Genomic DNA, 24,004 nt, shown 5'->3' on the forward strand with positions numbered 1-24,004 from the left:
CCCAAGTTCGACACTTACGGCGCGTAAGTTGTTGATTTGATATGCGGCCGACCTCAATCCGCAGACTACAAGTCAACCGTCGGGTTGTCTTCCCGCGTCTGGCGGCATGAGGCCGGCAGGCGTCGGAACCGGTAGCCCGACCGCAGCGAACAGCTCCCGCTGCGCGGCACCGATTTCGGTCAGACCGCGCAGCCACTGCCCATCGGGAGTTTGCGCCGTCTGTTGATGGATCCGCCTCAACTGCTCCAGCAACCGCGCCGGGGACTCCTGGCGGTCGCTGGCCTTCAGTCGCATGCGCAGCACACGATGGAGGATCAGCGCCAGGAAGCACACCAACGCATGGGCGCGGATCCGACGTGGCAGCCGGTGGTGCACCGGCCCGATCTCGATCTCGCTCTTGAGCGCTCGGAAGCCGCGCTCGATGTCCGCCAGGCTCTTGTAGCGCTGCACGACCTCAGCGGCCGGTGCGTCGGTGTTCGTCACCAGCAGCAGCTTGCCGTCCAGCCCTTCGAGGTACTGCAGCCGCTGTTCGTCGACGGTGAACTGGAACAGCTCGCTGTGCAGGTCCACCTGGATCAGATGTGCCAGGTTGGCATCCTTGACGGCGTGGTACAGCCGCGCCTTGGCACCCGAGTCCGACAGCGGCCGACCGCGTCGCCGCTGGCCGGCCTCCTGCGCGTCCAGCCGTCCGCCCCACTGCTCGCCCAGCGCGATCAACTCGCGCATCTGCTCGCGCCTGGCCTGGCTGCGCCGCTGCGCCACCACGGGGTCGTGGGCGACCACCAATCGGTGTTGCATTGGCGGGCCTGCCGTGTCCTTCTCGCCCCCCGTGGCCCAGAGCAGTTCGTCGATCCAAGTAAGCGCCGCATCGTGGCTGGCATCCAATGCCTTGAGCTCGTCGCGGAACTCGCCGTACCGCGCGGCCGGCACCGCCAGCACGTACTCCAAACGCACGCCGCGGCCGGTCGCGTCAAGTTCGGCCTGCAGCTGCGCAAGCTCCTGCAGGTTGTTCAAGCTCAGCAGGCCGCGATCGGCCACCAGGACCACGCGCTTGAGCGGCCAGCGCTCCAACAGCGCGCGGATCATCGGCAGCAGCGTCTTGGCCTCTGACGTGTTGCCTGGGTGGACCTCATGCGCGATGGGCAGCCCCTCGGCGGTCTGCACCAGCGACAGCACAAACTGGCGCGCCACCCCGCCGTCCTTGGACTTGCCGAGGTCGCGCACGTCGCCGTCGACCACCGCTTCGCCGTGCACCTTGATGGTGGTGAGGTCGTAGAACACGACCGACAGCTCCTGGTCGATCAACGGGCGCATCAGCAGCGCAAGTCGTTCGTTGATCGCATCGGCGTGATCGTCGATGACGTCCATTGCGCGCAGCAGGTGCTGATGCTCGGGCAGACTGCCATCGAAGCCGAAGCCGCGCGGCAGCGCCACCGTCTGCAGCCAGCGCAGCACACCGAGCTTGGAGGCCGGGTCGCACAGCCGGTTGAAGACCATCGCGCGCAGGCAGGCCAGCACGTCGAGCTCGCTCCTGGAGCGGCGCCACGCGAGCGACAGACCCTCCAGGTCCAACGCCCGCCACAGCTGCCACAGCGCCCAGACGTCGCCGGCGGCGCGGGCATCCAGGAAGCGAAGGTCGGTGATGCGGGTCGACCCGCCGGTTGTGTTCTCGCGGCCTTGCGCGCGACCGAGGGCGTCGATCAGGCGATCGACGTCACCACCGGGCTCGAGCCGGCCGAGCGTGGCCAGCGTGCGTTGACGGGGCTGGCCGGCGTCGTTGCGGTACGACTCCACCAACTGCGCGTAGCGGCGCCCGCCGGAGCTCGTGACCTTGATGAACATGGCCGCGAGTGTAGCTGGGATGGCAGAAAACGGAAACTACATACATCTGCAAACGTGCCACTACACACGTTCGGCCAAAGCGGCCCGATGAGCGCTGCAAGTTGTTGATTCGACGTGCCTTCGATCAGCCGTTGTCGCCGAATTGGGCGCGGAACTGTCGAACTTGGGGTGCATGTCTGCCAGCTCGTCGAAGTGGGCTGGTGCAACGATAGGGCCGACTGGAATTCCGGACCTGGTTATGCCGCAGTCAAGAAAGATCTTGCGTGCCAGCTCTGAGCAGTAGGCGGACTCTTTGCCCGAGCGCCAGCGTGGCCTGAGCTTGTAAGGCTGCGCCAGATAGAAGGCACACGCCCGCATCAAGAGATCAATATGGTCAGCGCTGACACCCTTGAATCGGATGACTCGCCAGTCGTCGTCGACATCACTCAGCACTTCTTGGATAAGTCGATTGGAGACCCCTACGCCAGGGATTGCGTCAAGGCAAACGAAATCCGCATGAACGATAGCCACGTGACTGGAGCGAGCCCTCAGGTAAAAGGGCTTCTGGGCCGCGACGAGCGCTTTGGACCGAGCGCTCGACCCAGTCATGAGAATCACATCACCGATGTGCAGCTTGCCGTCCACGCCGCCCAACTCGTCCAAGAACGGATTCTGCTGGCCCCGCATGTGGGCTCGGAATATCGGGTGCTGCTCTTCCGGAATTCCATAGAGTGCCGCCATGGAGTCCAAGGCGCTGTCCGGCAGTTCCCTTAGCTGCGCCAGCAACTGCTCCGACCTTTCAGGAGAACCAATTGCTTGCAGGATGCCAGCGGTAGCGGCTTTCCTGGCGATTTGCTGAAGTGGATTCATACAAAATCTTAGTTGCCGCACTTTCCCGCATGCGCTGGCTGCCGGCGTCAGGCCAAGTCCAGCGCTTTCTGCCTCCGACATTTGCACGGTCGTCGATCGCGATCGTCTGCTTCGGGTCGGCAGGTCCCTGCGGCCGGACAAGACTCGACTGGCAGCACCCAGCCTGTAGGAGTCGGTCGACCTTCGGCGCGCCAGCTCGCACTCGGTGCGTCAAGACATTGACATCGCATGCGTGCGCCGATGGCGAGCGCCAGGAGCCCACGTTCAAGACTTTGCCAAGCCAGGACGCGGGCCCCACGTCGGCGATCACTCTCGGCTGACGATCAAAACTTGGATATCGGTCGCCTCCAGGCCTCGGCTCGAGGGCTGGGCGCGCGGCCGCTCAGGGCGCCAGCAAGAAGGCGTCCAGCGCGGCGCGGGCCTGGGCTTCGTTCAGCGTGGGCGCGTGGCCGCGCTGGGGCACCTCGACGGCCTGCAGCTGGGGCAGGCGATCGCGCATGGCGGCCACGGTGTCGGCGCTGAGCAAGTCGCTCAGGGCGCCGCGCAGCAGGAGCATGGGCAGGTCTCGGGCCGCATCGAACAACGGCCACAGCGGCGGCGTGGCGCTGCCGTTGGCCAGGCCCTGGGCGATGGCGGGGTCGTAGTCGGGCCACCATTGGCCATCTTCCACGCGGTGGGTGTCGGCCACCATCTGGCACCAGTCGGCCGGGTCGAAGTCGGGAAAGACGGTGGCCTGGGTTCGGGCGGTGCGGGCGATGGCGTCATCCAGGCTGTCGGCGGGCGGTTGCTGCCCGACGTAGCCGGCGATGCGGGCCAGGCCCTGGGCCTCGAGCACCGGACCCACGTCGTTGAGGACCAGGCGCTGCACCCGCCCCGGTTGCATCGCGGCCAGCATGGTGCCCATCATCCCGCCCAGCGAGGTGCCGACGATGCTCACCTGCGCCACGCCGAGCTGGTCCAGCAGGGTGAGCATGTCGGCCACGTAGCGGTCGGGGCGGTAGCGGCGCGGGTCCGGGTCGCGTTCCGACAGACCGCGCCCGCGCTGGTCGGGACAGAGCACGCGCCAACCGGCCGCTTGGGCGCGCTGGGCCAGCCGCGCGAAGTCGCGCCCGTTGCGCGTGAGCCCGGGCAGGCACAGCAGCACGGGCGCGTCGGCGCGCGGGGCCAGCCAGTCGGCCACGTGCAGCCGCAGTCCGTCGTCGCTGTGGAAGTAGCGAGGGATCGGCGGCATGCGGTCGTCGCGCCAGCTCGGGCTCAGAAGCGGTAAGCGGCCGTCACGCTGACGGTGCGCGGAGCGCCATAAAAGCCGCTCAGCACCCCGAGGGCTGGGATGTTGTAACCGTCGGTGCGGTAGGCCTTGTCCGTCAGGTTGCTGCCTTGCAGGCTGTAGCTGAGCTGGGGGTTCACCTGCCAGATCAGACCGGCGTTGAGCAGGGTGAAGCCGGGCTGGGCGATGACCTCGCTCAGGTCGGTGGTCGGGTAGACCTTGCTGCGGTGGCTGACGCCCACGCGGCTGCGCAGTTCGCCCCAAGGGCCCAGGCTGGTGCGGTGCTCCACGTCGAGCGCGCCGCTGAACTTGGGCGTGTTGGTGAACTTCTTTTGGCTGGCCACGTTCACGCCACGGTCGATGTACTCCTTGTACTTGGCGTTGGTGTAGGCCGCGTTGCCACGCACCTGCCAGCTGCTGCTGGGGCGCCAGATGAACTCGGCTTCCAGCCCGTTCACGTCGGCCTTGCCGGCGTTGGTGAAGTCGCCAAAGAAGGCCGGCTGACCCTGCGGCGTGGTGTACGCCGTGAAGATGGACAGCTGAACGTTCTTGTACTGGTTGAAGAAGGCCGCGGTGTTGAGCTCCAGCGTGCCGAGCTGCATCTTGGCGCCGAGCTCGAGGCTGTCGAGCACTTCGTCGTCGAACGGACGACCCGACGCCGGCACGGCTGCGGTGTTGGCGCGGATGTTGTAGCCGCCGCTCTTGAAACCGCGCGACAGCGTGGCGTAAAGGTTGGTGGTGTTGCTCAGCTCGTAGGCCAGGGAGAGCTTGGGGCTGGTGTTGCTCACCTTGCGCGTTTGGTCGAAGTTGGCCGAGGTCGCGGTGGGCACGGTGAAGGTGTCGTTGGAGAACGAGCGGTTGAGCACGATGGCGCGCTTTTCCTCCTGCGTGTAGCGCAGGCCGGTGGTCAAGCCCAGGCGGGGCATGAGCTTCCAATCCCACTCGCCGAACAGCGCGGTGCCGGTGGTCAGCACCTGGCCGTTGGTGTCGCCGAACAGCAGGTTGAAGAAGTTGTTGCGCACACGTCCGCCAGCGCGGCCTTCGAAGCGGTACAAGCCGATGACCCCATCGGTGCCGGCCAGTTGCAGCTCGTGGCTGCGCGAGGCATCGGCGTAGAAGGCGCGCACGTCGGCGATCTTGTTCGGCAAGCCGTCGAAGTCGATGCTGGTGTCGGTTTCGCTGCTGCGGTAGCTGTGGATGTACTTCACCCGCCAGTCGTCGCTCAAGGCGTATTGGGCGGTGAAGCTGTGGCCACCGCTGTCGGTGCTGTTCTGGTTGGGCATGCCGCTGGCGATGTTGTAGCGGTGCGTGCTGGGCGGCACGGTGGGCGCCGAGGGGTTGACGCCCATGCGTTGGAAGCCACGCATGTTCGAGGTGTCGCGCGTCTCGTCGGCGGTGGCTTGCAGGCTGAAGCTGGAGCCGCTGGGGAACCAGCCCAGGCTGACGCGCGCGGCGTCGGTTCGCTGGTTGGAGACGTCGCTGCCATCGGTCAGGTTGATGCCGTAGCCCTCGCGGTTCAGCGAGGCGGCGGCGAAGCGGGCCCGCACTTGGCCGTCGGCCGTCGAGCCGCCGAGCGAGCCCTTGATCTGAGCCTGGCCGTAGCTGCCCAGGGTCAGGCTGGCGCTGCCCGTGGTGGCGGTGCCCAGTGGCTTGCTCACGTACTTCACGGCGCCGCCGATGGTGTTCTTGCCGTACAGCGTGCCCTGCGGGCCGCGCAACACTTCCACGCGCTGCACGTCGAACACCTCCAGCAGCGCGCCTTGCGGGCGGGCGATGTAGGCGTCGTCCAAGTAGATGCCCACACCGGGGTCCACGCCCCACAGCGGGTCGGCCTGGCCGACGCCGCGGATGAAGGTGGTCAGCGTGGTGTTGCTGCCGCGGGCTGCGTAGATGGTGAGGTTGGGCACGTTGCCCTGCAAGTCCCCAAGGTTCTTGACGTTCAAGCGGTCCAAGCTGTCGCCGCTGAGCGCGGTGACGGCCACGGGCACGTCCTTCAAGGTTTCCTCGCGCTTGCGGGCGGTGACGACGATGGTCTCCAGCTTTTCGGCGGAAGCGCCATCGGCCGCGGCTGCGGCTTGCGCGGTGGCGGCGGGTGCCGCGAAGGCGGCCATCAGGCTGAGGGTGAGCAAGCGCAGCGGGAACGGGGAAGTCATGGGGGTCTCCTGTGTCGGTGGGGTTGGCGGCGAGCCCGGCACGGCCCAGGGCGCGCGGTCGCTGACGGTGCTTGGAGCGCAAGCTGCGTGCCGGATCGGTGACAGTCCGGGAAAACCATCACCGCACCGGCCCGCACGGCCATGCGGCAGCCTCGCCCCAGGGCAGGAGCGCTGTCGGTGCAGGCGATGGGGCGGGCGGGGGCTGTCTGCTGCGCGGTCAGTGATCGGGATTCAGACAGCGCGCCTCACTGCGCTGTCCACCCACCATCCACCGGCAAGGCCACCCCGGTGATGCCGGCCGCGGCGGGGCTGCACAAGAACACCGCCACCTCGCCCAAGGCCGAAGGCGGCAGCAGGGTCAGGTTGGGTTGCTTTTCGCGCAGCAGCTCGCGGATGCCGGCCTCGCGGTCGCCCCCCACCGCGGCGGCGCGGGCCTCGATCTGGGGCTGGATCAGCGCCGTGTCGGTCCAGCCCGGGCAAATGCAGTTGGCGGTGATGCCGTCGGTGGCCGTCTCCAACGCCACGCCCTTGTTCAGGCCCACCAGGCCGTGCTTGGCCGCGAGATACGCCCCCTTGTTCAGCGAGGCCACCAGGCCGTGCACCGAGGCGATGTTGATGAGCCGCCCCCAGCGGCGCTGGCGCATGCCGGGAATGGCCGCCTTCATGGTGTGAAAGCAGGCGCTGAGGTTCACCGCCAGGATGGCGTTCCAGCGCTCGGCCGGGAACTCGGCCACGGGGCAGGTGAACTGGATGCCGGCGTTGTTGACCAGGATGTCGATGGGCGCCAGGGCGCTTTCCGCCTGCGCCACCAAGTCGGCCGCTTGGGCTTCGTCCATCAGGTTGGCACTCACGTAGGCGCAGCGCACCTTCGTTTGCGCCTGCAGGCGCGCGGCCACCTCAGCGCCTTGCGCGTCGGGCTCGATGCCGTGCAGCACGACCTGGGCGCCGGCGCGGGCCAGCGATTCGGCGATGGCCAGGCCGATGCCTTGGGTGGATCCGGTGACGAGGGCGGTTCGGGTGTGGAGGGACATGGGTTGTTTGGTGGAAGGCCGTGGAAGCGGAGCGGGCCCTTCGATCGGCCGCTAGGCCGACCCTGGCCTGAGCTTGTCGAAGGTGCAGGGCGAACGGAGCTTGAGTGCAAGGGATGGCGGAAGAGCTGGGGCGGCAAAGCCGGTGAGTCGGGATCGTGGCGGGGGAGGGATGAAGCCGTCCCCGTTCGGGCTGAGGTGTCGAAGCCCCGCGCTGATCTCAAGCCGCCATCAAGAACCTCTCCACCAAGCCCCATTGCTCGGGCGTGTTCAGCGCCGGGGCGTGGCCGCAGCCCTCGATCGTCACGCCCACGGCGCGGGGGCCGCGGTTGCGCATGGCGTCGAACACGGCGGGCGTGAGCAGGTCGGAGTCGGCACCGCGCAGCACCAGCACGGGCAGGCTCAGGCGGTCCCAGGCGGGCCAGCGCGCGTAGTCGTCGGGGTGGTGCACGAACTGCATCACCATGGCCGGGTCGTAGTGCGGCGTCACGCGGCCGTCGGGCAGGCGGCGCACCGAGGTTTCGGTCAGCGAGCGCCACTGCGCGTCGCTCAACCAACCGTAGGGCGCGTAGACCTGCCGGAAGTAGGCCTCCAGCTCGGTCAGCGTGGCGAAGGCCGGCGGCGCGCCGGCGTAGTCGCGGATGCGGCGCAGCGCCGCGGGCTCCAGCTCGGGGCCGATGTCGTTCAGCACCAGGCGCTGGATGCGGTGGCGCAGGCGCCCGTCGGCCGCCACCAGGCCGATGGCGCCGCCCATCGAGGTGCCCACCCAATGGCAGCGCTCGACGCCGAGCTGGTCCAGCATGCTTTCCGCCAGCTCGGCGTAGAAGTCCAGGCAGTACTCGGCCTCGGGCCGCGGGCTCCATTGCGACAGGCCGCGACCGAGGGTGTCGGGGCAGATCACGCGAAAGCGCGCGCTCAGGTGCTGCGCCAGCGGGTCCATGTCGCGCCCCGTGCGCGCCAGGCCGTGCCAGGCGACGACGACCTCACCGTCAGGCGCGCCCCAGTCGGTCAGGTGGAGCTCGCGTCCGGCGCAGCGGAGGTAGCGGCTTTGCATGGCTCAGCGCTTGCCAGCCGCCGCGCGCAGGCGCCCGACGATGCCGGTGGGGAAGTGATACACCGACAAGATGAACAGTACGCCCAGCCACAGCAGCCAGCGGTCGGGCGACACCAAAGCGCCCAGCACCGGCACGCCGCCCAGGGGGCCCTCGGCCAGGCGCATCAGGTCTTGCAGGTAGTTCTGCGCCAGCACGAAGAGCACCGAGCCGATGACGGCGCCGTAGACCGTGCCCATGCCGCCGATGACGACAATGAGCAGCACGTCCAGCATGATCTCGAAGGACATCGAGGTCTCGGGCCCGGCGTAGCGCAGCCACAGCGCCAGCAGCGCGCCGGCCACGGTGGCGAAGAGGGCCGCCAGCACGTTGGACGCGGTGCGGTAGACCACGGTGCGGTAGCCGATGGCCTCGGCGCGGAAGGCGTTCTCGCGGATGGCCATCAGCACGCGGCCGAAGGGCGAGTTGACGATGCGCAGCATCAAGAGCACCAGCGCCGCCACGGTGAAGAACACGAGGTAGTAGGTCAGCAGCCGGCCGTCGACCGCCACGCCGAACAGGGGCTCGTCCAGGAACTGCGTGGCCGGGCGCAAGAGCGCGGGCAGGCGGAAGTTCAGGCCGTCCTCGCCGCCCGTGAACTCGCTCAGCTGCGAGGCCAGGGTCAGGAAGGCCGAGGCCACGGCCAGCGTGATCATGGCGAAGAAGATGGCCTTGACCCGCAGCGAGGCCAGGCCGATCACCAGCGACAGCAGCAGCGAGGCCAGCAGCGCGGCGCCCAGGCCCAGGCCCAGCGCCGTCCAGCTCGGCTCCATGCGGCTGCTGGCGATGGCGATGCCGTAGGCCCCGATGCCAAAGAACATCGTGTGCGCGAACGACACGATGCCGGTGTAGCCCAGCAGCAGGTCGTAGCTGACCACCAGCGCGATGAACACCAGGGCCTTGGCCGCCACGTTCAGCGACTTGGTGCCCGGGAACAGGAACGGCGCCAGGGCCAGGCCCAGCACGGTGACGACGAGCAGCAGCGTCAGCCAGCGGCTGCGCGGCAGGTCGTGAGAAAGCAGTGCGCGCACCATCACCCAGCCCTCCGTGCCACCGGGTAGAGGCCTTCGGGCCGCCACAGCAGCACCAGCACCATCAGCGCGATGTTCGAAAACAGCGCCGCTTTGGGCGCCAAGAAGCCGGTGTAGTTGGCCACCAGGCCCACCAGCAGCGCGCCCACCAAGCAACCGGCGGTGGAGCCCAGGCCGCCGATGATGATGACGATGAACAGCAGCACGTTGACCTCGTGCCCGATGCGCGGCGTCACCCCCTGCTGGTACAGGCCCCACAGCACGCCGCCCAGGCCGGCCAGGGCAGAGCCGACGACGAAGGTGCCGACAAAGAGACGGCGGATGCGGTAGCCCAGGCTCTCGACCATCTCGCGGTCTTGCACGCCGGCGCGGATCAAGAGGCCCACCTTCGTGCGATTCAGCACCCACAGCAGGCCCAGCAGCACAGCCACGCCCACGAGCATGGCCAGCACGCGAAAGCGCTCCACCGCCACGTCGCCCAGCACGAAGGAACCACGCAGGCTTTCCGGCATGGGCAGGGGCACGAGCTGCGAGCCGTACTGCATCTTCAGCAGTTCCTCGCCCACGATCATCCCGCCCATGGTGATGAGGATCTGCTTCAGGTGCAGGCCATACACCGGCCGCACCAGCACGCGCTCGAAGGCCAGGCCCACGCCGGCCGCCACCGCCATGCCCACCGTGCAGGCGATGGCCACGGCGCCCAGGTTGGCCAGCACGCTGGGTGAGATCGACCAGTCGAACAACCAGCCGCCCGCGCCGAGCACGCTGGTGGCCACGAAGGCGCCCAGCGCGATGAACAGGCCGTGGCCGAAGTTCAGCACGTCCATCAGGCCGAACACGAGTGTCAGGCCCGAGGCGATGATGAACACGATCAGGCCCATGGCCAGCCCGGCCAGGGTGAGCGTGGCCCAGGTGCTGCCGCTGCCGATCAGCGGCCAGGCCAGCAGGGCCACGGCGCCCAGCAGGGCCAGGGGGGCGAGGTCGGGGCGCTCTTTCGGCACCGATTCCGCTGCAGTGATGCTCATGAGTGCCTCCAGCGAAGGGCCGCTCCCGAGCGGAGGCGGCCCCCTCGGGGGGTGGCGAAGGCCCGAAGGGCCGTAGACGGGGGGCTCACTGGTGCGCTCCTAGGCTCAGGCCCAGCAACTCTTGCTGCTTGGCCTCGTCGTCGATCAAGTCCTGCATGGCCCCGGCGTGCACCACGCGGCCGTTGTCCATCACGGCCACGCGGTCGCCCAGGGCCTGGGCCACGGCGAAGTTCTGCTCCACCAGCAGCACCGTGGTGCGCTGGGCTTTGAGCGCGCGCAGCGCCTCGATCAGGTTCTGCACGATGGCAGGCGCCAGGCCCTTGCTGGGCTCGTCGATCAGCAGCAGGCGCCGCGGCTCGACCATCGCGCGGGCGATGGCCACCATCTGCTTTTGCCCGCCGCTGAGCTTGCCGGCGGGGTAGAGCCAGAACTTCTTCAGCGCGGGGAAGAGGCCAAAGAGCCAGTCCAAGCGCTCGCCGTCCAAGTCGGCGAGGCGCTGCGCACCGCGCGCGGCGAGCAGCAGGTTCTCGGCCACCGTCAGGTCGCTGAAGATGCCCATGGTCTCGGGCACGTAGGCGATGCCGGCCTGCGCCACCTCGGGCGTGGCGCGCGGCAGCGGCGCGCCGGCGAAGGTGAGCGTGCCTTGGCTGGCGCCCCACAGGCCCATGATGGTGCGCAGCGTGGTCGTCTTGCCGGCGCCGTTGCGGCCCAGCAGCATGGTCACCTCGCCCTCGGGCACGGCGAGGTCGACGCCATGGAGGATGTGGTACGCCCCGATGTGGGTGTGGACGCCTTGGAGTTGAAGGAGTGGCGTGCTCATGCGGCGACCTCCGACGACACGCCCAAATAAGCGTTTTGCACCACCGGCGACGCGATCACCGCCTCGGGTTCGCCATCGGCCACCAGCTGCCCCTGGTGCAACACGACGATGCGGTCGGCCAGTTCGCGCACCACGTCCATCTTGTGCTCCACCAGCAAGATCGTGTGCTGACCCTCGCGCTTGAGCTCGCGGATCAGGTCCAGCACCACGGGCACCTCGTCCACGCTCATGCCGGCGGTGGGTTCGTCGAAAAGGTAGACCTTCGGCTTCAAGGCCATCAGCACCGCCACCTCGAGCTTGCGCTGGTCGCCGTGCGGCAGGCTGGCGGCCAACGCGTCGGCGCGTGAGCCCAGGCGCACGCGGTCCAGCAGGGCCTGCGCTTCGTCGATGAGCGCGCGGTGGTTCAGCCACACGCTGAGCATGCGCAAGCCCACACCGTGCCGTGCTTGCACGGCCAGGCGCACGTTCTCCAGCACCGAGAGGTTCGGGAAGAGCTGCGTCAGCTGGAAGGCCCGGCCCAGCCCTTTGCGCGTGCGCAGCGGCGCGCTCAAGGCGGTGAGGTCTTCGCCGTTCAGCAGCACCTTGCCCGAGGTGGCGGGCAACTGCCCGCTGACCAGGTTGAAGTAGGTCGTCTTGCCGGCGCCGTTGGGGCCGACGATGGCCGTCAGCGTGCCGGGCGCGAAGCGGCAGGACACGCGGTCCACCGCCACGTGCCCGCCGAAGCGGATGGTCAAGTCTTGGGTTTCGAGCACGGTGCGGTTGCTGATGAGGAAGCGGTTGTCGCAGGCATTGGGGGTGTTGGCTTTGCGGTTCTTCGGAGCGCGTCATCCAACCCCGTTCGGCCTGAGGTATCGAAGGCGCGCCCAGACCGCGCGAGGGCTTCGATACCTCAGCCCGAACGGGCGAGGGGTTCAGGCCAATCGGAGGAGGGGTTCAAGCCGAACGGTGACGGGTTTCAGGTCGAACGGGGCTGGGGGCTCCGTCCGAGCGGGTGGCCTACCGAGCCCCGTTGCGAATCGGGACGTTCATCTCCGACGGCTTGATCTCGCGCACCAACTCCGGCACGCCCCAGTCGAAGGCCGGGTCCACCTTGATCCGGAAGTGATACATCGACTGCATCGCCTGGTGGTCCTGCGGGCGAATGAACATCTCGCCCTTGGGCGACAGGAACTTCAGGCCCTTGAGCGCGCCTTGCAGCTTGGCGGCCTTGGGGTCGCCACCGGTCTTCTTCAGGGCCTCCACGATGGCGATGCCGGCCGTCATGCCGCCGGCGGTGAACATGTCGGGCGGGGCCTTGAACTGCTTGGTGTGGTTGGCCACCAGCCACTCGTTGACCGGGTTCTTGGGCAGGCCGAAGTAGTAGTAGGTGGCCCCTTCCATGCCCGGGAACTGGCGGTAGGCCGTCATGGCCGGCAAGATGTTGCCGCCGGTGGCGATCTCGATGCCGTGGCGCTTCAGGTCCAGGTCGGCGATCTTGAACGGGTTGCCCGCCCCGGCCCACAGGATGAAGATCACCTTGCGGCCCGGCTGGCCCTTGAGCTTGTCGATCAGGCGCTGTGCCCCGGCGGTGAAGTCGGTGGTGGTGGTGGGCAGGTACTCCTCGTGCACCAGCTTGGCGGTCTTGAGCGCCTCGCGGAAGGCCTTGATGCCGTCGCGGCCGAAGGCGTAGTCCTGCGCCAGGGTGGCGATGGTGGTGCCCGGCTTGTCCAGCGCCACGGCGTTGGCGATGGCGTCTTGCGAGCTGTTGCGCCCGGTGCGGAAGACGAAGGGGTTCCATTTGTCGCCGGTGATGGAGTCGGCCACGGCCGGCTCGACGATCAGCACCTTGCCGTACTCCTCGGCCACGGGCAGCAGGGCCAGGGCCACGCTGGAGCTGGTGGGGCCCACGGCCAGGTCGGCGCGGTCGTCGTCGAAGGCGGCGGCCAGGCGGCTCTTGCCCACGTCGGGCTTGCCCTGGTCGTCCTTCTCGATGACCACCAGCTTGCGGCCGTTGACCGCCATCGTCCCGTTGGTGGCGTACTGCAGCCCCAGCATCAGGCCGGTGTGCGTTTGCTTGCCATAGGCCTCGAGCGGGCCGCTCTTGCTGTAGACGTGGGCGATGCGCACCTCTTGCGCCGCGGCCGGCATGGCGTGCAAGGCGAGGGGGGACAGGGCGGCGACCAAGAGCGCGCGGCCCAGCCCGCGGCGGGGGAGCGGGAGGAAATGCATCGGGTGTCTCCGTGAGCAGTGAAAGCCGAATTGCAAGGCCCATGCCACGGCGGCGCTTCTGCGGGTTCCCCCTTGGTTTTGCGGGGCCAGAAGGGGAAAGCGCCGCCGGCGCATGCCCGAAGTTCAGACAGCGCCAAAACGCCGTCCAAATTTCAGGCAGATCGCCTGCTCACAAGCCGTACAGCGCGATCTTTTCGTACAGGGCCGCGCGCGACATGCGCAGCAGCTTGGCCGTGGCCACCTTGTTGCCCTGGGTGTGCGCCAGCGCGGCGGCGATGGCGTGGCGCTCGACGTCGGCGATTTGCTCCGACAGCGGGCGCAGCACGTCGGCCGGGGCCACGGCGGCGTCGGGGGCGCTGCTGGGCTTCGCGGGGGCGGCCGCCACTGCGGGAGCGTCGGGCAGCAGCCCGGCAAAGTGGCGCGCGCCCAGGTGCAGGTCGTCGCTCATCATGCTGGCCTGCTCCAGCGCGTTGCGCAACTCGCGGATGTTGCCCGGCCAGGCCTGGCGCGACAGCAGCTCGATGGCGTCGGGCTCCAGCATGCGCAGCGGCATGCCCGAGCGGCGGGCGATGTCCTCGCTCAAGCTCTCGACCAAGGCTTCGATGTCGTCGCGCCGCTCGCGCAGCGGCGGCACGCGGATGGGCAGCACCGCCAGGCGGTAGTACAGGTCGGCGCGGAACTCGCCCGCGGCCACCATGGCGCTGAGGTCGCGACTGGTGGCGGCGATGACGCGCACGTCGATGCGGTGCACCTTGTTGCTGCCCAGGGGCTCGAACTCTTGCTCTTGCAGCACGCGCAGCAGCTTGCTTTGCAAGGCCAGCGGCATGTCGCCGATTTCGTCCAGGAACAAGGTGCCGCCATCGGCGATGGCGAACTTGCCGTCGCGCCCCTTGCGGTCGGCGCCGGTGAAGGCGCCCGGGGCCACGCCGAAGAGCTCGGCTTCCAGCAGGGTGTCGGGGATGGCGGCGATGTTGATGCCGACCAAGGGCTTGGCGGCGCGCGGGCTGGCGGCGTGGATGGCGTGGGCCAGCAGCTCTTTGCCGGTGCCGGTTTCGCCCAGCAGCAGCACGGTGGCGTCGCGCGTGGCCACGCGGCGGGCCTGGCGCTTGACCTCCATGGCCGCCGCGCTGGTGCCCACGAAGCTGGTGATTTGGTACTTGGGCCGGCGCTGCTCGCTCAGTTGCCGGCGCGCGTCGTCCAACTGCTGCTGCAGGTGGGCGAACTTCTGCACCAGGGGCTGCAGGCTGCTTTCGGTGTGGTCGGCCAGCACCAGGCCGATGGCGCCGATGACCTCGCCGTGCGGGTCGCGCAGCGGCAGGCGGCTCACCACAAAGGTGCCGGCCTTGTTGGTCAGCAGGTCGACGAGGATGGGCCGGCCGCTGTCGATGACCTGCGCCAGCAGGGTGTTGGGCACCACCTCTTCCACGCGGTGGCCGACGAACTCGGTCGCCTGGTCGAAGCCCAGCGCGGGCAAAAAGCGCTTGTAGCCGTCGCTGATCCAGACGATGCGGTGCTCGCGGTCCAGCAGCAGCATGCCCTGCGCCGCCTCCGCCAGGTGGTCGAACATGGACTGCGCGGCCATGCGCAGCACGTCGTCCAGCTCGGCCGGCAAGGCGGGCGTGGGCGCGGGGCGCTGGTTGGGGTCGGTCAACATGGGCGGCGATTGGAACCCAGACCGGCGCGCCTGCCATCGGGATTGCGCCCAGGAGCGGCCGACAATGCCGCATGGCCAAACCCGTCCCCCGCCTGAGCCCCGACGTCCTGCAGCGCCTGTTGAAGCTGGCCTTCGAGGACGCCCCGCCCTACCCGCGCATCCAGGCCGAATGCGGCGTGGGCCCTGGCGCGCTGGTGCAACTGCTCAAGCGCGAGCTCAGCCCGGCGGCCTTCAAGGTTTGGCAGGCGCGCGACAAGACCGCCAAGCGCCCCACCGTCAAGTCCACCTTCCCCTTCGGACGCTGACCGACGGAACCCCGATCAGCCGCGCAGGCCCTCGTACAGCGCCACGTAGGCCTGCGTCAGCGGGTGGCCGGGCTCCATGTGCACCAGCGGCAGCGCGCGTTCGTGGCTTTCTTTCACCTTGACGCTGCTGCCCAGGTACGGTTGCAGCACCGGCAAGCCTTCGTCGATCAAGGCCTGAACCGTGCGTTGCGGCAGGCTGGCGCGCGCTTGGAACTGGTTGACCACGATGCCTTCGACGTGCAGGGCCTCGTTGTGGTCGGCCTGGATCTCCTGCACGTTGTGCACCAACTCGTACAGCGCGCGGCGCGCGAATTCGTCGCAGTCGAAGGGGATGAGGCAGCTGTCGGCCGCGATGAGAGCCGAGCGCGTGTAGAAGTTCAGCGCTGGCGGGGTGTCGATCCACACCTCGTCGTAGCCCTCGGCCACCTCGTTCAGCGCGTCGCGCAGTTTGTAGATCTTGTGCCGCGTCTCCAGCTTGCTGTGCAGCTCGTCCAGCTCCGCGCTGGCGGGCATCAGGTGCAGCCGCTCGAAGGGCGTTTCGGTGATGAATTCGGTGGCCTTGGCGGGCCGCACGCTGAACTTCAACGAGCTCTCGAAAAACGCCGCGCTGCCCGTGCCTTCGGGCGCCGGCTCGTCGCCCAACAGGTAACGGGTGGCATTGCCCTGGCGGTCCAGGTCGATGAGCAGCACGCGCTGGCCCTGGCTGGCCGCGATGGCGGCGAGGTTGGTGGCGATGGTGGATTTGCCCACCCCACCCTTTTGGTTGAACACCACACGACGCATCACCCGCACTCCTGGTCGATCCGAGAAGCAGTTATTGTGCGATGCAGCAATGGCGCTGGGGCGGCGGCTCGCTCACCCCCCCTAGGTTGGGGTGCTTCCTCTAGGGGAAGTCTAGGGTTAGCGCGATCAGAGCCCGGCGCCCAGCGTCCCACAATGGTCTTCCAACGGTTACCTGCCCTCCCACCATGACCTGCGAATCTTGCGAGTCTCACGACCCCGACGAGCTGGTGTTGACGGACGACGACGCCGAGCCCAGCATCACCGACGGCCTGTTGCCGCCCTGGCGTTTGCTGGTGGTGGACGACGAGCCCACGGTGCTCGAGGTGACCGAGATGGTGCTCAAGGGCCACCGTTGTGCGGGACGCACCCTGTCGTTGACCTTGGCCCACAGCGCCGCCGAGGCCCGCGACATCTTGGCGCGCGACCCCCATTTCGCGCTCGCCTTGGTCGACGTCGTGATGGAAACCGAGCACGCGGGCTTGGACTTGGTCGACCACATCCGCCACCAGCCGGAGCTGTCGGCCATGCGCGTGGTGGTGCGCAGCGGCCAGGCCGGGCGGGTGGAGCGCGACGCCGTGTTGGCGCGCGGCAATGTCGATGCCTACTGGGCCAAGACCGAGCTCAGCGCCGCCGTGTTGCGGCAGGCGCTGTGCGACACCTTGCGGGCTGCAGCCTGAACGTCGGGCCAGGCGATGCGGCCTGAACTGCGCGCCATCATGAGACGGGTCTCGATGAGCCCGCTCATCGACGGCGGCGCCGACGACGCGGCCATCCGGCTGGTGCTGAACAGCCTGTGCGAGGGGCTCAACGTGGCCCGCGGTGGGGTGTGGTTCCTGGACGAAGCGCGCAACGCCCTGCGCTGCCGCCTGCTGGTGGACCGCCAGGCGGGCACCGAATCCGACGCCACCGTGCTGCATCGGCAGGATTACCCCGCCTATTTCGAGGCCCTGCAGCACGAGCGGGCCATCCCTGCCCACAACGCGCGCACCGACCCGAGCACCCGCGAGTTCACTGCCGGCTACCTCGAGCCCTTGAACATCCACGCCATGCTGGACGTGCCCATTCGCCACCACGGCGCCATGATCGGCGTCGTGTGTGCCGAACACTTGGGCGCACCGCGCACCTGGAGCGACGACGACATTGCCTTTGCCGGCAGCTTGGGCGACTTGGTGGGCCGGGCCTTGAATGCGCGTGAGCAGCGCGACACCCAAGTGGCATTGGCCTGCCTGAACCAAGAACTCGAAGACCGCGTGGCCCGGCGCACGGCAGAGGTCGTGGCCTTGAGGGATCAGCTCGTCGAGACCGACAAGATGGCAGCGCTGGGCGGCCTGGTGGCCGGCGTGGCCCACGAGATCAACACCCCCCTGGGCGTGTCGGTCACCGCGGCCAGCGTTTTGCGGGAGGTCCATGCCCAGTTTGGTGCGGCCTTGGCGGCCGGACAACTGCGGCGCTCGCATTTGCAGGCCCTGCTGCGGCAGCAAGAGCAAGCCATCGACCTGCTGGAGGGCAATTTGCGCCGGGCGGCCACCCTGGTCGAAAGCTTCAAGCAGACCGCCGTCGACCAATGCACGGACCCCCTGGAGCTTGTGGACCTCGAACCCCTGCTGTCGCGCACGCTGATGAGCCTCAACCCCCTCACAAAAGCGGTGTGCGAGGCCGTGCCCTTGAGCGTGCCGGCGGGGCTCAGCCTGCGAACCTACCCAGGCAGCCTGATCCAGGTGGTGACCAACCTGCTCACCAACGCTGCGCGCCATGCCTTTCCCACCCCCCGGCCCGATGCCCAACTGTCGGTGACCGTGGAGGCGATCCCGGGCGGGGGGGCCGAGCTGGCCGTGCGCGACAACGGCGTGGGCATCGACCCCAGCCTGCAGCGGCGGGTGTTCGAACCCTTTTTCACCACCCGCCGGGGCGACGGGGGCAGCGGCCTTGGGCTGTCCATTGCCTACAACCTCGTCTCGCAACGACTGGGTGGCCGCCTCAGCCTGGACAGCCAGCCCGGCCAAGGCGCCTGTTTCCGCGTGCGCCTGCCCGCCGTGGCACCGGCACCGGCGCCGCCGCCGTCCGATCAGCGCGCCGGCCCGTCGGACGGCGCCATGCCCGTCCAGGGCTGACGGCTGCCCCACAGCAGCAGCACGGCCCCCAGCAGCACCAGCGCGGCCCAGGCCAGCATCGGCCCCCCATGGGGCGCCGCGGGCACGGGCCAGAAGCGGCGCAGCGCCAGCGCCGCCATCCCCAAGGCCGCCCAAGGCGCCCAGCGGGCCCAGGCGCCGCCCTCGCGGGACATGGCACGCCCTGCCAGCAGCACCAGCGCGCCGGCGACGAACACCAGCGTGAACAGGGTGTCCAGGATGGAGCGCAGGCCCCCTTCGCCGCCGGAGACGGCCTGGAGCGGCAGCCAGAGCAACGTCAGCACGCCCAGCCCCAAGCACAGCGTGCGCGCGCGGCGCACCGGCGCGCCGTCGTCCTCCGCGCGGCGGGCGGGCCGGATGAGGGGCAGCAGCAGCAGCCCCAACAGGCCCACCGCCGCGTCCACCATCAGCGTGATCGGGTAGCCCCAGGCGTCGATCGCGATGCCCTGCCACGTGGCCGCCGTGGCGATGGCGACGTTGGACAGGGCCATGTAAGCCGTGAACTGCGTGCCAGCCACGCGCGGATCGGTCACGTCCATCATGGCTGCGGTGCGTGTGCCGTACTGCAGCCCCATGAACACGTTGTAGGCCATGGTGGCCACCCACAGGGCTTGCACCAGCACGGGGTCGAGTTGGCGGGCGCTGGCCGCACGCGGCATCACGTGCCCCTGCCCCCACAGCACCCACGCCAGGTACAGGCAGGGCAGGCTCATCAGCGCCGTGTACACCGCCAGGGTGCGGCGCCGGCCCAGTCGATCGGACAACCAGCCCCCCAGCACCATCGACACGCCCGACACGAGGGTCGACCACAGCGTCAGCGTCGCCACTTGCGCGTCGTTGAAGCCCAACTCCACCGACAAGTTCGATTGCAGGGCCAGCCCCAGGCTCATGGCGCCTGCCGGCAACAGGCAGAACAGCACCCCGGCATAGGCGCCCCGGCTGCCCAGGAAGGCCCGAAAGGCCGACACAGAAAACGCCTGCATCTCACCCAGCACCTGCGCCAGACCGCGGCTCGCCTGCTGCGCGCCGTGCTGCGCCGACGCTGCGGCGGCCACCACCGCCTCTTTCATCGGCAGCACCACCAAACCGGTGACGGTCAGGATCGCCAGCCCCACGAAGAGAAAGGTGGGCTGGAAGCCCGTGTAGGGCGTCAGCATCAGCACCCCGGCGCCGCCAATCGCCTGCCCCAAGGACGCACCGGCGAACATCAAACCGTTGGCCAGGCCCCGTTCGTTCTCGGCTAGGGTGTTGCACGCCAGCGCATCGATGGCGACGTCTTGCACCGCGCCAAAGGTGTTGTGCACCAACAGCAGGGTGGTGAACAGCGCCAACTGTTTCGGCAGGTCCAGCACCACCAGGCCGCTCAGGCTCAGGGCCATCAGCACCTGCATGGCGATTATCCAGGCGCGGTAGTGCCCGAAGCGGGCCGATCGGAACACGTCCACCACCGGGCCGAAGGCCCACTTGAAGCTCCAGGGCACGTAGAACGAGGCGACGAACAGACCGATCTCGGTCGGGCTCACGTCCAGGCGCCGCAGGTAGGTGGCGATGGCGGTGACGGCAAAGCCCAGAGGGATGCCCTCGGTCACGTACAGCGCGAAGAAGGCGCCGAGTCGGCCGCGTCGCGAGGCCAGCAGGTTGGGCAACATGAGGACCCCAGATGCGACAACGCCCGCTGTGAGAAACAGCGGGCGCTGGATGTGCTGTGGCGCGACCGGCAAGAATCGAACTTGCGACGCGGCCTTCGGAGGGCCGCATGATATCCACTTCACCACGGTCGCAGCGAAGCCCGCCATTGTAGACGCCCGAAGCCCGCCACCCCCCGCTGGCTATACTGCGCCCCTTGTTTTTCCCGCGCCCACCCGTGCTGAGGACCGCATGAGCCACGATCACCAAGAAGCCCACGAAGGCCCGATCAAGACCCCCAAGCAACTTGCGTGGGCCGTGTTGCTCTCGATCGTCGTCCCCGTGTTGACCATCATCCTGTTGGCGTACGCGGTGTCCAGCAAAGTCAAGCCGGCGGCGGGTTCGGAGGCCTTGGAGGCCGAAGCAGTGAACCAGCGCATCCGCCCGGTGGCGCAGGTCGAGGTCAAGGACGCCAACGACGCCAGCGCCCTCAAGACGGGCGAGCAGGTGTTCCAGGCCCAGTGCGCGGCTTGTCACGTCAGCGGTGCGGCCGGTGCCCCAAAGCTCGGTGACGCGGCCGCTTGGGGCCCGCGCATCAAGACCGGTTACGACGCGTTGCTCAACTCGTCCCTGAAGGGCAAAGGTGCGATGGGCGCTCAGGGCGGTGGCGACTTTTCCGACCTCGAAATCGGCCGCGCCGTGGTCTATCTGACCAACCAGAGCGGCGGCAAGTTCGACGAACCCAAGGCGCCAGCCGCCCCGGCCGCCCCCTGAGGCCCACGGCCTGAACGCGAGAAGCCGCCCACCGGGCGGCTTCGTCGTTTCAGGGCTGCCGCACGAAGCCGTAGCGGGCGGGCAAATCGGCGCTGGCCACCTCCACCAGCGGCCAGGCGCTGCCTTCCAGGCGTTCGGCCGCCAGGGCCATGTCCAGGCTGTGCACCAGGCCCAGGCCCTTGGGCGTGTCAAGGTAGAGCCAGCCGGCCTCGTCCAGCACCGCTTCGCGCGGCGCGAGCGACTCGCCCGTGTGATCCACCACCGTGCCGTCGTCGTGCAGTCGCAGCACCAAGGGGGCTGCTTCCAGGGCCGCGTACACCCGCTGCGGGCCGTTTTGAAAGTACCAGGCGCCTTGGGCGTCGGGAGCGTAGTTGCGGTGGATGAAGCCGATCAGTTTGTCGTGCCGCAAGCGGCTGCCCTTGGCCTGTGGGAAGGGGCCGGCGGCTTGACAGGCATCGTCTCGCAGGTACCAGTCGCCGCGGGCATCCAGCCCGAGCCAGCCGCGGCAGTCGGGCACGTGGGGCCACTTGGCCATGGCCGCTTTGACGATCTCATCCATCGCTTGACCTCAGGTGCTGCGTCAGCCAGGCGCACACGCTGCGCGGCAGGTCCAACACGGTGCCCGGAAACGCGCCACTGGGGAAGCCGGCATGCCCACCGTGCGCCGGTCGCCACAGCGTCACCGGGCGGCCGGCGGGCGGGCGCTGGGGCAGGCTCAGCGTGGGCACGAAGGGGTCGTTGCGGGCGTTGAGCACCAGGCTGGGCACACGCAGCGCATCCAGCCTGGGGCCGGCGCTGGCGCGGGCGTAGTAGTCGGCGGCATCGCGAAAGCCGTGCAGCGGGGCGGTGAACACGTCGTCGAAGTCACGCAGGCTGCGCACTTGGCGGAGGGTGTCGGCGTCGAACAGGCCGGGGTGCTGGTCCAGCTTGCGCAGGGCCTTGGGCACCATGCTGTGCAGGAAGTAGCGCGTGTAAATGGCGCGATTCAGACCCTGGTGGATGGCGTCGCCAGCGGCCGCCAAGTCCAGCGGAGCGGAGATGGCCGCGATGGCGCCCACGCTGGAGCCCGCCGCCGCGCCCGACTCTTGTGCCCACCGCAACAGCGCGTTGCCGCCCAAGCTGACGCCGACCGCCACCATCGGCCCCGCATGGCGGGCGCGGCACTGGGCCAGCATCCAGCCGACCTCTTCAAAGTCACCCGAGTGGTAGGCCCGCGGACCGCGGTTGAGTTCGCCCGAGCAGCCCCGGAAGTGGGGCAAGGCAACGGCCCAGCCCAGGCGCCGGGCGTGGCTGGCGAAGGCCTGGCTGTAGTGGCTGGCCGAGCTGCCCTCCAGGCCGTGGAACAGCACCAAGAGGGGCGGGGACGGAGCGTCGGTTGGTGCGTCCTGCCAATCGCAGTCAACGAAGTCGCCGTCCGGCGTGTCCCAGCGCTCCCGCCGCCACTGGGGCGGACAGTCTGGGTGCTGCAGGCGGCTGAACAGCTTGGGCCAGATGGTCTGCGCGTGCCCGCCGGGCAGCCAGCGCGGGGCGTGGATCTGGGGCGGCTTCAAAGCGATGCGGCCGCTGTCAGTGCAGGGTGTTGGTGTCGCTGTGGTGCACGTGGCCCGACTCGTCGGCCGTGCCCGGGCTGGCGTGGTGCAGCACCAAGCGCCAGCCTTCGGCCGTGCGCAGGTACACGTTGGTCGCCATCACCCAAGCGACTTGCGGGCCGCTGCCTTCGGCCGCGCCCGGCACGAGCACGCGCTCGCGCACCTGGTGCACGGCCAGCTGTTCGGTGTGCAGGCGTTGCACGTCGGCGGCCTGCACGGCCACCGGGCCGCGGGCAAACAGGGCGCCGAAACCCGCGCGGATGGCCGTGGCCCCCACCAGCGGCGGCTGGCCCGGCAGGATGCAGCGCACCATCTCGTCGGCCACCCACAGGGCCATCAGGCGCTCCAGGTCGGCGGTTTGCAGCGCCTCGTACAGCTGGGCCTCGATCTCGTCGGGGCTGGCCATCAAGACGGCCAGCGGGGCCTTGCGGCGCACCACGGCCGGGCTCAGTGGCCGTGGGCCAGGGTCTCGCCGGCTTTCAGCCGGTACTCGGTGCCGCAGTAGGGGCAGCGACCCTGCCCGTCGTGGCTCAGGTCGATGTAGACCTTGGGGTGGCTGCTCCACAGCGCCATTTGCGGGTTCGGGCAAGCCACGACCCCATGGCCCAGCAGGTCTTTGGCACTGACTTCGACAACGGCGGCGGGTTGGCTCATGGGGTGACCTGAGGGCAGCGGAAAAGCGCCATTTTAGGAAGCGGAAACCGGCTCAATGCGGCTCAGGCGGCCACGCGCGTCGAAGGTCAGGATCAACACGGCGCCGCCGGCATCCCGCCAACGGTAGGTGTGGGCCGCCTCGGGCACCGGCTCCCCAGCGCTGCCGGCTTGGGCCAGCACATCCACCAGGGCCATGCCCGGGCGCAGCCGCGCGTGCAGGGCTGCGGCGTCGCCCACCACTCCCGTGGGCCCCTCCGCCGTCAAGCGCAGCACGCGCATCAGGCGCAGGAAACGCGCCATCAACACCGCCATCACGCCGGCCAGCGCCAGCACCACGCCGGGCCAGCCCAGCAGGACGCCGCCCAGTAAGAGGGCGCCGAGGCCGCCCAGGGCTTGCCAAAGTGGGGTCATGGGGAGGAGTCCTGCGAGGGGATCATGCGCGGAAGCGGAGATGGAGCGACATCTTGAGGGCAGGCGCGCATGATGACCAAAAAAGCAAAGCGACGCCGAAGCGTCGCTCTTGGGGGCCGAACGCCGCGAACCCGTGCAGGTTCAGGGCATCGGGCAGGTTCAGGCCTTGCGGCTGCTGCGCTGGCGCATCACGCCCAGGCCCGCCAGGGCCAAGCCAGCGAGGGCCAGGCTGCCGGGTGCCGGCACGGCGTTGGCCGACTCCAACTCGAAGTAGGCGCCGCCAGCGCCGAAGGGCGAGGACGAGGCCACGAAGCTGACGCTGTAGCTGCCGGCCGAGAACAGGTAGCTGCCCGCGCTGTAGTAACCGCTGTTGAACAGGTCGTCGGGGTTGCTCAGGAAGGCGCCGGCGCCCGGGGCCGAGGTGGTCAGGACCTTGTTGCCGTCGACGTAGACGTCGAACACGTCGCCGACGCTGAAGCCGTCGGTGATCTTCAGCAGGGTGCTGCCGGTCAGGGTCAGCAGCAACGGGAAGCCGGTGGTTTTGCCGGCCTCGTTGGCGCAGCCGGCATAGGCTTGGCTGCCCGTACCGCCGAAGCAGAAGCCGTACCAGCCGCCATCCACGGCGGGGGCGGCTTGGGCGGTGGCGGTGAGACCGGCCAGCGCGGCGGCCAGCAGGGACTTGTTGAAGCGGGTCATGGTGACTCCCAGTTGGGTGAGGACCGCAATACCAAGCAAAGTCAATACCAGGCTTAGAAAGGGCTATCG

General features: G+C 68.9%; 24 protein-coding genes and 1 tRNA gene. 4 read left to right on the forward strand and 21 right to left on the reverse strand.

Features of this window, described 5'->3' with window-relative positions; genetic code table 11:
* Positions 1-72 precede the first annotated feature (72 nt).
* The 12 genes from O9335_RS07665 to O9335_RS07720 all read right to left on the reverse strand — a co-directional run bounded on the left by O9335_RS07665 (position 73) and on the right by O9335_RS07720 (position 14,968).
* Entirely contained in the window at positions 73-1,842 is a 1,770-nt protein-coding gene (locus O9335_RS07665; RefSeq protein ID WP_298386020.1) for an IS1634 family transposase, read from the reverse strand.
* Between the two features lie 60 nt (positions 1,843-1,902).
* Positions 1,903-2,691, reverse strand: a complete 789-nt coding sequence (locus tag O9335_RS07670) for a YiiX/YebB-like N1pC/P60 family cysteine hydrolase (protein WP_298386023.1) — start codon at positions 2,689-2,691, stop codon at positions 1,903-1,905.
* A 382-nt stretch (positions 2,692-3,073) separates the two neighbouring features.
* Positions 3,074-3,922 carry an alpha/beta fold hydrolase gene (locus O9335_RS07675; RefSeq protein WP_298386026.1) on the reverse strand — a complete coding sequence of 283 codons (849 nt, stop codon included), beginning with the start codon at positions 3,920-3,922 and terminating at the stop codon, positions 3,074-3,076.
* A 23-nt stretch (positions 3,923-3,945) separates the two neighbouring features.
* The gene (locus tag O9335_RS07680) at positions 3,946-6,111 is read right to left on the reverse strand and encodes a TonB-dependent receptor (RefSeq protein ID WP_298386029.1); all 2,166 of its coding nucleotides are present in this window, start codon (positions 6,109-6,111) and stop codon (positions 3,946-3,948) included.
* A 245-nt stretch (positions 6,112-6,356) separates the two neighbouring features.
* Entirely contained in the window at positions 6,357-7,142 is a 786-nt protein-coding gene (locus O9335_RS07685; protein ID WP_298386032.1) for a 3-hydroxybutyrate dehydrogenase, read from the reverse strand.
* 217 nt (positions 7,143-7,359) lie between these two features.
* On the reverse strand, positions 7,360-8,193 hold the full coding sequence (locus O9335_RS07690; protein ID WP_298386035.1) for an alpha/beta hydrolase: 834 nt from the start codon (positions 8,191-8,193) through the stop codon (positions 7,360-7,362).
* A 3-nt stretch (positions 8,194-8,196) separates the two neighbouring features.
* Positions 8,197-9,264, reverse strand: a complete 1,068-nt coding sequence (locus O9335_RS07695; RefSeq protein ID WP_298386038.1) for a branched-chain amino acid ABC transporter permease — start codon at positions 9,262-9,264, stop codon at positions 8,197-8,199.
* Positions 9,264-10,286 (reverse strand): branched-chain amino acid ABC transporter permease, encoded by a 1,023-nt coding sequence (locus O9335_RS07700; RefSeq protein WP_298386041.1) that lies wholly within the window; start codon positions 10,284-10,286, stop codon positions 9,264-9,266. The genes O9335_RS07695 and O9335_RS07700 overlap by 1 nt, the downstream gene beginning before the upstream one ends.
* Before the next feature lie 85 nt (positions 10,287-10,371).
* Positions 10,372-11,106 (reverse strand): ABC transporter ATP-binding protein, encoded by a 735-nt coding sequence (locus O9335_RS07705; RefSeq protein ID WP_298386043.1) that lies wholly within the window; start codon positions 11,104-11,106, stop codon positions 10,372-10,374.
* Positions 11,103-11,858, reverse strand: a complete 756-nt coding sequence (locus tag O9335_RS07710; RefSeq protein WP_298386046.1) for an ABC transporter ATP-binding protein — start codon at positions 11,856-11,858, stop codon at positions 11,103-11,105. Before O9335_RS07710 ends, O9335_RS07705 begins: the two co-directional genes overlap by 4 nt.
* 244 nt (positions 11,859-12,102) lie before the next feature.
* On the reverse strand, positions 12,103-13,233 hold the full coding sequence (locus O9335_RS07715; RefSeq protein WP_298386108.1) for a substrate-binding domain-containing protein: 1,131 nt from the start codon (positions 13,231-13,233) through the stop codon (positions 12,103-12,105).
* 250 nt (positions 13,234-13,483) lie between these two features.
* Complete coding sequence (locus O9335_RS07720; RefSeq protein WP_298386049.1) at positions 13,484-14,968, reverse strand: sigma 54-interacting transcriptional regulator; 1,485 nt, start codon at positions 14,966-14,968, stop codon at positions 13,484-13,486.
* A 71-nt stretch (positions 14,969-15,039) separates the two neighbouring features.
* On the opposite strand from O9335_RS07720, the gene O9335_RS07725 reads away from it, so the two are divergent.
* Positions 15,040-15,273, forward strand: coding sequence for a DUF2805 domain-containing protein (locus tag O9335_RS07725; RefSeq protein WP_298386052.1), 234 nt, complete (start codon positions 15,040-15,042; stop codon positions 15,271-15,273).
* Between the two features lie 15 nt (positions 15,274-15,288).
* On the opposite strand, the gene O9335_RS07730 is transcribed toward O9335_RS07725, so the two are convergent.
* The gene (locus O9335_RS07730; RefSeq protein ID WP_298386055.1) at positions 15,289-16,056 is read right to left on the reverse strand and encodes a ParA family protein; all 768 of its coding nucleotides are present in this window, start codon (positions 16,054-16,056) and stop codon (positions 15,289-15,291) included.
* Positions 16,057-16,241: 185 nt separating this feature from the next.
* Between O9335_RS07730 and O9335_RS07735 the strand changes: the two genes are divergently transcribed.
* On the forward strand, positions 16,242-16,733 hold the full coding sequence (locus O9335_RS07735; protein WP_298386058.1) for a response regulator: 492 nt from the start codon (positions 16,242-16,244) through the stop codon (positions 16,731-16,733).
* Between the two features lie 54 nt (positions 16,734-16,787).
* Positions 16,788-18,167 carry a sensor histidine kinase gene (locus tag O9335_RS07740; RefSeq protein WP_298386061.1) on the forward strand — a complete coding sequence of 460 codons (1,380 nt, stop codon included), beginning with the start codon at positions 16,788-16,790 and terminating at the stop codon, positions 18,165-18,167.
* Here O9335_RS07740 and O9335_RS07745 read toward each other — a convergent pair.
* Positions 18,122-19,834 (reverse strand): MFS transporter, encoded by a 1,713-nt coding sequence (locus O9335_RS07745; protein WP_298386064.1) that lies wholly within the window; start codon positions 19,832-19,834, stop codon positions 18,122-18,124. The two genes, O9335_RS07740 and O9335_RS07745, sit on opposite strands and share 46 nt — an antisense overlap.
* A gap of 57 nt (positions 19,835-19,891) precedes the next feature.
* Positions 19,892-19,966 (reverse strand) — tRNA-Arg (locus O9335_RS07750).
* Between the two features lie 97 nt (positions 19,967-20,063).
* Here O9335_RS07750 and O9335_RS07755 point away from each other — a divergent pair.
* Complete coding sequence (locus tag O9335_RS07755; RefSeq protein ID WP_298386067.1) at positions 20,064-20,585, forward strand: c-type cytochrome; 522 nt, start codon at positions 20,064-20,066, stop codon at positions 20,583-20,585.
* Positions 20,586-20,634: 49 nt separating this feature from the next.
* Here O9335_RS07755 and O9335_RS07760 read toward each other — a convergent pair whose 3' ends face one another.
* From O9335_RS07760 to O9335_RS07785, 6 genes are all read right to left on the reverse strand, one after another.
* Positions 20,635-21,144 carry a DUF2946 family protein gene (locus O9335_RS07760; RefSeq protein ID WP_298386070.1) on the reverse strand — a complete coding sequence of 170 codons (510 nt, stop codon included), beginning with the start codon at positions 21,142-21,144 and terminating at the stop codon, positions 20,635-20,637.
* Positions 21,137-22,135, reverse strand: a complete 999-nt coding sequence (locus O9335_RS07765; protein ID WP_298386073.1) for an alpha/beta fold hydrolase — start codon at positions 22,133-22,135, stop codon at positions 21,137-21,139. Before O9335_RS07765 ends, O9335_RS07760 begins: the two co-directional genes overlap by 8 nt.
* A gap of 16 nt (positions 22,136-22,151) precedes the next feature.
* Entirely contained in the window at positions 22,152-22,613 is a 462-nt protein-coding gene (locus tag O9335_RS07770) for a nuclear transport factor 2 family protein (RefSeq protein WP_298386076.1), read from the reverse strand.
* An 8-nt stretch (positions 22,614-22,621) separates the two neighbouring features.
* The gene (locus O9335_RS07775) at positions 22,622-22,828 is read right to left on the reverse strand and encodes a zinc-finger domain-containing protein (RefSeq protein WP_298386079.1); all 207 of its coding nucleotides are present in this window, start codon (positions 22,826-22,828) and stop codon (positions 22,622-22,624) included.
* A 33-nt stretch (positions 22,829-22,861) separates the two neighbouring features.
* A complete protein-coding gene (locus O9335_RS07780) occupies positions 22,862-23,239 on the reverse strand; it encodes a hypothetical protein (protein WP_298386082.1) in 378 nt (125 codons plus the stop codon).
* Positions 23,240-23,398: 159 nt separating this feature from the next.
* Positions 23,399-23,935: a PEP-CTERM sorting domain-containing protein gene (locus O9335_RS07785; protein WP_298386085.1), complete on the reverse strand. Its 537-nt coding sequence runs from the start codon at positions 23,933-23,935 to the stop codon at positions 23,399-23,401.
* Between the last annotated feature and the right edge of the window lie 69 nt (positions 23,936-24,004).

The organism is Inhella sp., assembly GCF_027532025.1.
Taxonomy (GTDB): Bacteria; Pseudomonadota; Gammaproteobacteria; order Burkholderiales; family Burkholderiaceae_C; genus Inhella.